Origin of the sequence: Flavobacterium sp. (genome assembly GCF_043779715.1) — a bacterium.
Taxonomy (GTDB): Bacteria; Bacteroidota; Bacteroidia; order Flavobacteriales; family Flavobacteriaceae; genus Flavobacterium.
Map to the genome: position 1 here is coordinate 1 of NZ_JAYWDT010000177.1, position 6,958 is coordinate 6,958.

At 32.8% G+C, this 6,958-nt stretch carries 7 protein-coding genes and 1 pseudogene; 3 read left to right on the top strand and 5 right to left on the bottom strand.

Going from position 1 to position 6,958, the window contains the following annotated elements; all coding sequences use genetic code 11:
* Nucleotides 1-78: 78 nt before the first annotated feature.
* Complete coding sequence (locus ACH2BG_RS08530; RefSeq protein ID WP_395047272.1) at nt 79-330, top strand: type B 50S ribosomal protein L31; 252 nt, start codon at nt 79-81, stop codon at nt 328-330.
* Between the two features lie 150 nt (nt 331-480).
* The gene (locus ACH2BG_RS08535; RefSeq protein ID WP_395047273.1) at nt 481-1,656 is read left to right on the top strand and encodes a GlmU family protein; all 1,176 of its coding nucleotides are present in this window, start codon (nt 481-483) and stop codon (nt 1,654-1,656) included.
* A gap of 63 nt (nt 1,657-1,719) precedes the next feature.
* Here ACH2BG_RS08535 and ACH2BG_RS08540 read toward each other — a convergent pair whose 3' ends face one another.
* Nucleotides 1,720-2,097, bottom strand: coding sequence for an STAS/SEC14 domain-containing protein (locus ACH2BG_RS08540; protein WP_395047274.1), 378 nt, complete (start codon nt 2,095-2,097; stop codon nt 1,720-1,722).
* 240 nt (nt 2,098-2,337) lie between these two features.
* Between ACH2BG_RS08540 and mtaB the strand changes: the two genes are divergently transcribed.
* A complete protein-coding gene (gene mtaB / locus ACH2BG_RS08545; protein ID WP_395047275.1) occupies nt 2,338-3,666 on the top strand; it encodes a tRNA (N(6)-L-threonylcarbamoyladenosine(37)-C(2))-methylthiotransferase MtaB in 1,329 nt (442 codons plus the stop codon).
* Nucleotides 3,667-3,804: 138 nt separating this feature from the next.
* On the opposite strand, the gene ACH2BG_RS08550 is transcribed toward mtaB, so the two are convergent.
* From ACH2BG_RS08550 to ACH2BG_RS08565, 4 genes and pseudogenes are all read right to left on the bottom strand, one after another.
* Nucleotides 3,805-4,599: an alpha/beta fold hydrolase gene (locus tag ACH2BG_RS08550; RefSeq protein WP_395047276.1), complete on the bottom strand. Its 795-nt coding sequence runs from the start codon at nt 4,597-4,599 to the stop codon at nt 3,805-3,807.
* 138 nt (nt 4,600-4,737) lie between these two features.
* Complete coding sequence (locus ACH2BG_RS08555) at nt 4,738-5,718, bottom strand: BtrH N-terminal domain-containing protein (RefSeq protein WP_395047277.1); 981 nt, start codon at nt 5,716-5,718, stop codon at nt 4,738-4,740.
* 202 nt (nt 5,719-5,920) lie between these two features.
* A complete protein-coding gene (locus tag ACH2BG_RS08560; RefSeq protein ID WP_395047278.1) occupies nt 5,921-6,457 on the bottom strand; it encodes a GNAT family N-acetyltransferase in 537 nt (178 codons plus the stop codon).
* 205 nt (nt 6,458-6,662) lie between these two features.
* A pseudogene (locus tag ACH2BG_RS08565) lies at nt 6,663-6,958 on the bottom strand (serine hydrolase); the annotation flags it as partial.

Genomic DNA, 6,958 nt, shown 5'->3' on the forward strand with positions numbered 1-6,958 from the left:
ATAAAAAGTTGTAAAGCGTTTATACCTTTTAAATAAAAAGCCTCAAAACAATTTACAACCACAAATAAAAAAATTACCATGAAAAAAGGAATTCACCCAGAAAATTACAGATTAGTTGCATTTAAAGACATGTCTAACGAAGACGTTTTTATCTCAAAATCTACAGTAGAAACTAAAGAAACAATCACACACGAAGGTGTTGAATATCCAGTATTCAAAATGGAGATTTCTAGAACTTCTCACCCTTTTTACACAGGTAAATCTAAACTTATTGATACTGCAGGACGTATCGATAAATTTAAAACTAAATACGCTAAACACGTTAAATAATAACTTGTTTATCATTATACAAAGAAAACCTTCCAATTCGGAAGGTTTTTTTATTTTTATCTCTCAAAAAACTTTGTAACTTTGAGTCTAAGTTTGTTCGATATATTTTATCAAATAACCGAATAAACAAATAACCGAATAAACAACAAAATGAACTATATACTTTTTGACGGAACCGTTCGCAACGCTTTATTGCCATTCACTTTTACACGACCAGTTGCCGATATTCGTGTCGGAATTTTGACGATTCGTGAAAAGTGGGAGAAATATTTGGGTTCGACCACCACAACTTTAACAGAAGAATATCTTTCTGAAAAATTTCCAATGGTCGAGTTGGAAGAAAACGTAATGATAAATGCTTCTTTTTTGCCAAATAGCATTTTGTCAGAAATGGTTTCTAATTTAGAAGTGAATCAAGCGATTTTTAGAGGAGAAGAAGTTATTGCTTTTTTTACAGAAGACAGTCAAGAAGAAGTCGATTTCGATACTTACGAAATCATAGAATATAACGATGATTGTCTTACCATCGAGCATACGTGGGATATTTTTCAAAAAAATGACACAGCCATTCGTGAAGACTTTGAATTAATTACTGAAAGCAGAACATCGCAACGAATTCCTAAAAGTGTCAATGTGATTTCTCCCGAAAATATTTTTATCGAGGAAGGAGCAAAATTAGAATTTGTGACATTAAATGCTTCTACAGGACCAATTTATATTGGAAAAAATGCCGAAATAATGGAAGGTTCAGTTATCCGCGGGCCTTTTGCTTTGTGCGAAGAAGCACAAGTGAAATTAGCGACAAAAGTTTACGGAGCAACAACAGTTGGGCCACATTCTCGTATTGGTGGCGAAGTTAACAACTCTGTTTTGTTTGGTTATTCTAACAAAGGTCACGACGGGTTTTTAGGAAATTCAGTATTGGGAGAATGGTGTAATATTGGAGCGGACAGCAATAATTCGAACCTAAAAAATAACTACGAAGAAGTAAAATTGTGGAGCTATGAAACCGAAGGTTTTGCAAAAACAGGACTTCAATTTTGCGGATTGATGATGGGAGATCACAGCAAATGCGGAATAAATACCATGTTTAATACTGGAACTGTTGTTGGTGTTTCTACAAATATTTTTGGTTCAGGATTTCCTCGCAATTTTGTACCGAGTTTCTCTTGGGGTGGAGCTTCCGGATTTACCACTTATATTACTAAAAAAGCTTTCGAAGTAGCTAAAGTAGTTATGTCTCGTCGTCATGTAGAATTTACTGAGGAAGATGCAAAGATTTTAGAGCATGTTTTTGAGGAAACTAAAAAATATAGAAAGGAATAATATAAAATATACTAAAACAATTTTAGTATTTTATAATTGATAAATTTTTAAATATTTTATAATTTAAGGAGTTATATTTTCTCTAGAAACCCAAGTAACAGCGGCTTCCATTTCATCATGTTTAAAACATTTGAACTCGCCAATCATAATTTTGCTAAATAGTTCAGTGAAAGTTTTTATACCTTCCGTGTCAGTTACAATTGCGGCTCTGTTCCATTTTGAAAACACTTTTATGCCTAAAACTGCATCTTGTAACCAAGCACCAACAGTAAAATTTGATAATTCTGTATTAATTTGCAGAAGATAGTTTAATGTTTTATGCTTTTCTACAAAAGCTTCAACTATTGGTATTACAACAGATTTAAAATCATCTGCATTAACTGAACCAACTGCTTTAAATCCCACAAATTTTTCTCCTTCGTTTGCTATTTCAACTATCATAATTTTAATTTTAGATTATTTATAAACGTCAAAGTTCACTATTATTACTAGAAAAAAATTACACAATTATCTATATTATTTACATCATTCTTCTAATCATCTTGATAAAATTTTGTAAATGAATTTTTCATTACACATGGTTTAAATAAAATAGTTATTTCTTGTGATAATCTTTTTTATAATTTACCTAACTTTGCACCCTCAATTTTTTGACAACGATTTCATTAATTGAGTTATCTTATGGAAAATAGAAAAAAAGTAGCATTCTACACTTTAGGTTGTAAATTAAATTTCTCAGAAACATCTACCATTGCAAGAAATTTTCAAGATGAAGGTTTCGATCGTGTCGATTTTGAAGAAGTTGCCGATATGTACGTCATCAATACTTGTTCGGTAACCGAAAATGCCGACAAACAATTCAAGCAAATTGTAAAAAAAGCAATGAAACTTAATGATAAAGCATTTGTTGCTGCCGTTGGTTGTTACGCTCAATTAAAACCTGAAGAATTAGCCGCTGTTGATGGTGTAGATTTAGTTCTTGGCGCTACCGAAAAATTTAAAATCACCGATTATATAACCGATTTGTCCAAAAATGATATGGGTGAAATTCATTCTTGCGAGATTGAAGAAGCCGATTTCTACGTAGGAAGTTACTCCATTGGCGACAGAACTCGTGCATTTCTAAAAGTGCAAGACGGTTGCGATTACAAATGTACTTATTGCACAATTCCATTGGCACGGGGAATTTCTAGAAGTGATGCTTTAGAAAATGTCTTGAAAAATGCTTCGGATATTTCTAAACAAGGAATCAAAGAAATTGTGTTAACGGGTGTAAATATTGGCGATTACGGAAAAGGAGAATTCGGAAACAAAAAACACGAACATACTTTTCTGGATTTAGTAAAAGCATTAGACGAAGTGGAAGGAATCGAAAGATTGCGAATATCCTCTATCGAACCCAATCTTCTAAAAAATGAAACTATTGATTTTGTTTCAAAAAGTAGAACATTTGTGCCGCATTTTCATATTCCGTTGCAAAGCGGAAGTAATGAAATTCTTGGTAAAATGAAGCGTCGTTACCAACGTGAAATTTATACTGATAGAGTTGAAAACATTCGACAAGTCATGCCACATGCTTGTATTGGAGTCGATGTAATTGTTGGGTTTCCAGGCGAAACCGAAGAACATTTCTTAGAAACGTACAATTTCTTGAACGAAATGGATATTTCTTACTTGCACGTTTTCACTTATTCTGAAAGAGATAATACCGAAGCTGCGACTATGGAAGATGTTGTACCAATGAATGTAAGAAACAAAAGAAGCAAAATGTTACGTGGACTTTCGGTAAAAAAACGTCGTGCTTTTTATGAAAACCAATTAGGAAGCAACAGAACAGTCCTTTTTGAAAGTGAAAACAAAGAAGGTTATATTCACGGATTTACAGAAAATTATGTAAAAGTAAAAACACCTTGGAATCCAGAATTAATAAATACATTACACGAAATAAATCTAACAAAAATTGATGAAGACGGAAGCGTAAGAATGGAATTTTTGGTTGTTGCCGTTTAGGTGGTTTAACGATTTGGGGCTTGGTACTATGAAAACGAAAATTTCTATTTCCCAAAAAGGTTCTTGAAAAGCCGTAATTTCACTAAAACCGCCACTGTTGCAAAGCCCTTGTTGCCTGCTGGCTTTCTTGGCTTCGTTCTAATTATTTATAATTTTGTCAATTATTTGTTGTAAAAGTAAATTAAAGTCATTTGGTTTTTCAAGCATAGGATAGTGTCCTGTTGAACCAATATTGAATAAAGTATAGTCAATATTATCTTTCTTAAACCCTACTGTGTCTGTTGGTGTAAGGTCGCTGTTAATTAAGTACAGAGTTTTTTTAAGCAATTTAAGTTTTTCATTAATTGGGTATTTGTCTCCTTGTTCCATACAGTTAACTCCAATGATGGGATCTATGTTGGTCATATCACTCAAAACTCTTTTCCTAATTATTGCGTCAGTAGATGGTGCAAGTAAAGCCTGATTTGCATATTCAGAAATTGTTTTTTTAAAGTCTGTTCTTGCTGCTTTATATATATTAGCTTGTTGTTCTATTAATTGAGGTGTCATAACCATTCCATAATTTTTGAAATTGTCAACGCCAACCACTCCGATTATTCTGGTTGGATTATTTAATGCAGTTTCAAGAGCAATTGCTCCACTCATAGAATGTCCAATAAGAATTACGTTTTTTAAGTCTAATTTAGTTAGAACGGTAGAAACGTCTTTACCAAAGTTTTCAACTGTCCAATGGATTCTATTTTTTCCTGATTGTCCAAAACCTGGCAAGTCAAGAGCTACTACTCTATATTTTTTTGAGAAAAAAGCTGTTTGGTTTGTCCAATAGTTTTTGTCAATACCAAAGCCGTGAATAAATAATAAAACTGTGTCCCCAATTTTGCTGTCATTATACTCAATATGAACACCTTGATTTTCTATTTTAATTTTTTCCATAACTGTCGTTTTATTATTCGTGTTAGAGTTGTTACAAGAAAATTGCAATCCTAATAGAATTCCAATTAAAAGTTTTGTCATTTTGTTCATTGTAATGTGTCGTTTTAAGTTTGGGTGTAGCTGCTGTTAGCGGTTCGGCTATATTGTCGCCAATATTTTCATTGTTTCTTTTTCTTTTGTTGATATTGTTTTTAATATTTCTGATGCTTGTTGGATATATTTAAAATCTTTTGTTTCGCTTACTTTTTCAAATAGTTGAGAAACCGAAGTCCAAAGTTCTGCAATTTCTACAAATGCTTCATGTCCCGTTTTAAGTTTGTCAAATTTTAGTAAGTCGTAACTTTCTTTTAAAAAATCTCGGTACAAATTTCTAAATAATGCTCCGCCTGTTCCTGCTTTTTCCATAAGCATTGCACTTGTTTTGAAATCATTTTCTATGTCTTTACTTGCTTTAAACCACTTAATTATTTCAGTACTCGTTTTAAAGATTCCTTTGTAGCCAATATTTGTAATTGGTGGATTTATATGTTCAGTTGCGTTATTTCTTATTGCTGTTGTAATTGCAGTTTTTAAATCAAAACTTTTATCTGTATTACATAATGTGTAATACAAATTTTTAGATGACATTGGCCCCTTTTCCGCTCTTGCTAATGCTAAACTTTTCAAAGTTGTTTTCACTTGTCCGCCTTGTTGCCTTGTATCTACTAAAAATGCGTTTTCATTGTCATAACCATAAAGTGCTGTATAATGACCTGCAAAATGAAATGGTTTCGAAAAATATTGCAAATGAAAACAGTCTAATTTTAAGCCGACTGCTTTTCCGTTGTCAATTAGTTCTTTTACGTTTTCCCAAGCCTTTTGGGTTGATGCTGTTTCCTTTACAGTCAATTCAAGGTTTAGGTTTCTTGCAATATTTTCAGTTAATACGTCTGGTTTTACTCGTCCTCCAATGAAAGGAAAAGTCATTGATTTCATATTCCAAAAAATAAATCCAAGTCCTTCGCCTAAACCAAAAAGCATTGGCTCTGAAAGTTCAATTCCGATTTGTTGTAACAAAGTTCCTGTTGCCGTCGTTTCGCAATGTTGTCCGTCAAAAGCTTTTAAATTTTCTATTTTCATTTTTCTACCGTGATGTTTTTTAGCTGACCGCTAACGTTCTCGCGCTACAAGTGGTTTGGGACTAAATCAAGCCTCATTTTCGGATTTGCCTAAACATCCCAAATGCAAAACCATTTTCAAATTAAGCCAATTACCCAAATCAATTGTAGCAAGTGTTAGCGGTTCGGGCTTTTTTCAATTGATTTTTTTAGTTTACTTACCATTAAGTTGTCTTCACTTTTGCATAAATGTCAAGACTTATAAACTTGCCATTTTTAATTTCACATTCTTTCATTGTTCCTTCGTATTGGAAGTCCAGTTTAGCCATTGCGTTTTTACAATTCTTATTTTCTGACTCTACAAACCCTTCAATTCTATGAAGTTCTAAATTGTCAAATCCATAATTACAAATTAACGGCATCGCTTCTTTCATTATCCCGTTACCCCAAAAGTCTGAAATTAACCAAAATCCTATTTCTGCTTTTTTATGTTCTTTATTTAAACTGTTTAGTCCGCCTGCTCCGTAAAATGTCTTGTTGTCTGCTGAGCAAACAGTCCACCAAATTCCCGTTTCATTTTTTTCAAGGTCAGCGAAAAAAGTCATTTGTTCTTTCGTTGCTTCCAATGTTTGAAAACTCACTCCATAATATTTGATAATGTCTGGGTGCGAAAGTCCTTTGAAAACATTTTCAAGGTCGTTGTCAACAAATTGTCTAAGTAAAAGTCTTTCGGTTTTTATTATTGGAAATTCTGTCTTCATTATACTTCTTTTCTGTCAATTGATGTTTGTTTTCTTGGTCATCATAGCCTGACCACCAACGTTTCGCGGCTTTGCGAGGTTGCGAAGCTCGTAACCGAGATTTTTCTGCTAAGATAAAATTTCTTGCGATAGATAAACGTGAATTTACCAGATATTTAGCAATCTCGCAATCTCGCAAAACCGCTGTTACCTGCTGGCTTTTTATTTATTTCAAAATGGTATTATAAATTTCATTCAATAGTTTATTTCTGATTTCTGAGTTTCTTTGGTTTATCAATATAATAATTCCCCAATTTTTGGCTCTATTATAGCATATAAGTGAAGATTGCCCCATTAAATCACCAGATTTTTGATAAAGTGTGTTTTTTTCATCTGTCATTATGTTTGTACCTAAACCTAATTCTCTTTTTTCATCTTTATAGAAGATTTCTTCTGTCATCATAGCGGCTTTACCAATTGCCGTTTCATTATTTAAGACCGCTTTCAGGTATTTAACCATAT

Bases quoted from the DNA above. Each gene is read 5' to 3' on its own strand.
- ACH2BG_RS08535 (WP_395047273.1), top strand. From the start codon at position 481: ATGAACTATATACTTTTTGACGGAACCGTTCGCAACGCTTTATTGCCA.
- ACH2BG_RS08560 (WP_395047278.1), bottom strand. From the start codon at position 6,457: ATGAAGACAGAATTTCCAATAATAAAAACCGAAAGACTTTTACTTAGA.
- ACH2BG_RS08540 (WP_395047274.1), bottom strand. From the start codon at position 2,097: ATGATAGTTGAAATAGCAAACGAAGGAGAAAAATTTGTGGGATTTAAA.
- ACH2BG_RS08550 (WP_395047276.1), bottom strand. From the start codon at position 4,599: ATGGAAAAAATTAAAATAGAAAATCAAGGTGTTCATATTGAGTATAAT.
- mtaB (WP_395047275.1), top strand. From the start codon at position 2,338: ATGGAAAATAGAAAAAAAGTAGCATTCTACACTTTAGGTTGTAAATTA.
- ACH2BG_RS08555 (WP_395047277.1), bottom strand. From the start codon at position 5,718: ATGAAAATAGAAAATTTAAAAGCTTTTGACGGACAACATTGCGAAACG.
- ACH2BG_RS08530 (WP_395047272.1), top strand. From the start codon at position 79: ATGAAAAAAGGAATTCACCCAGAAAATTACAGATTAGTTGCATTTAAA.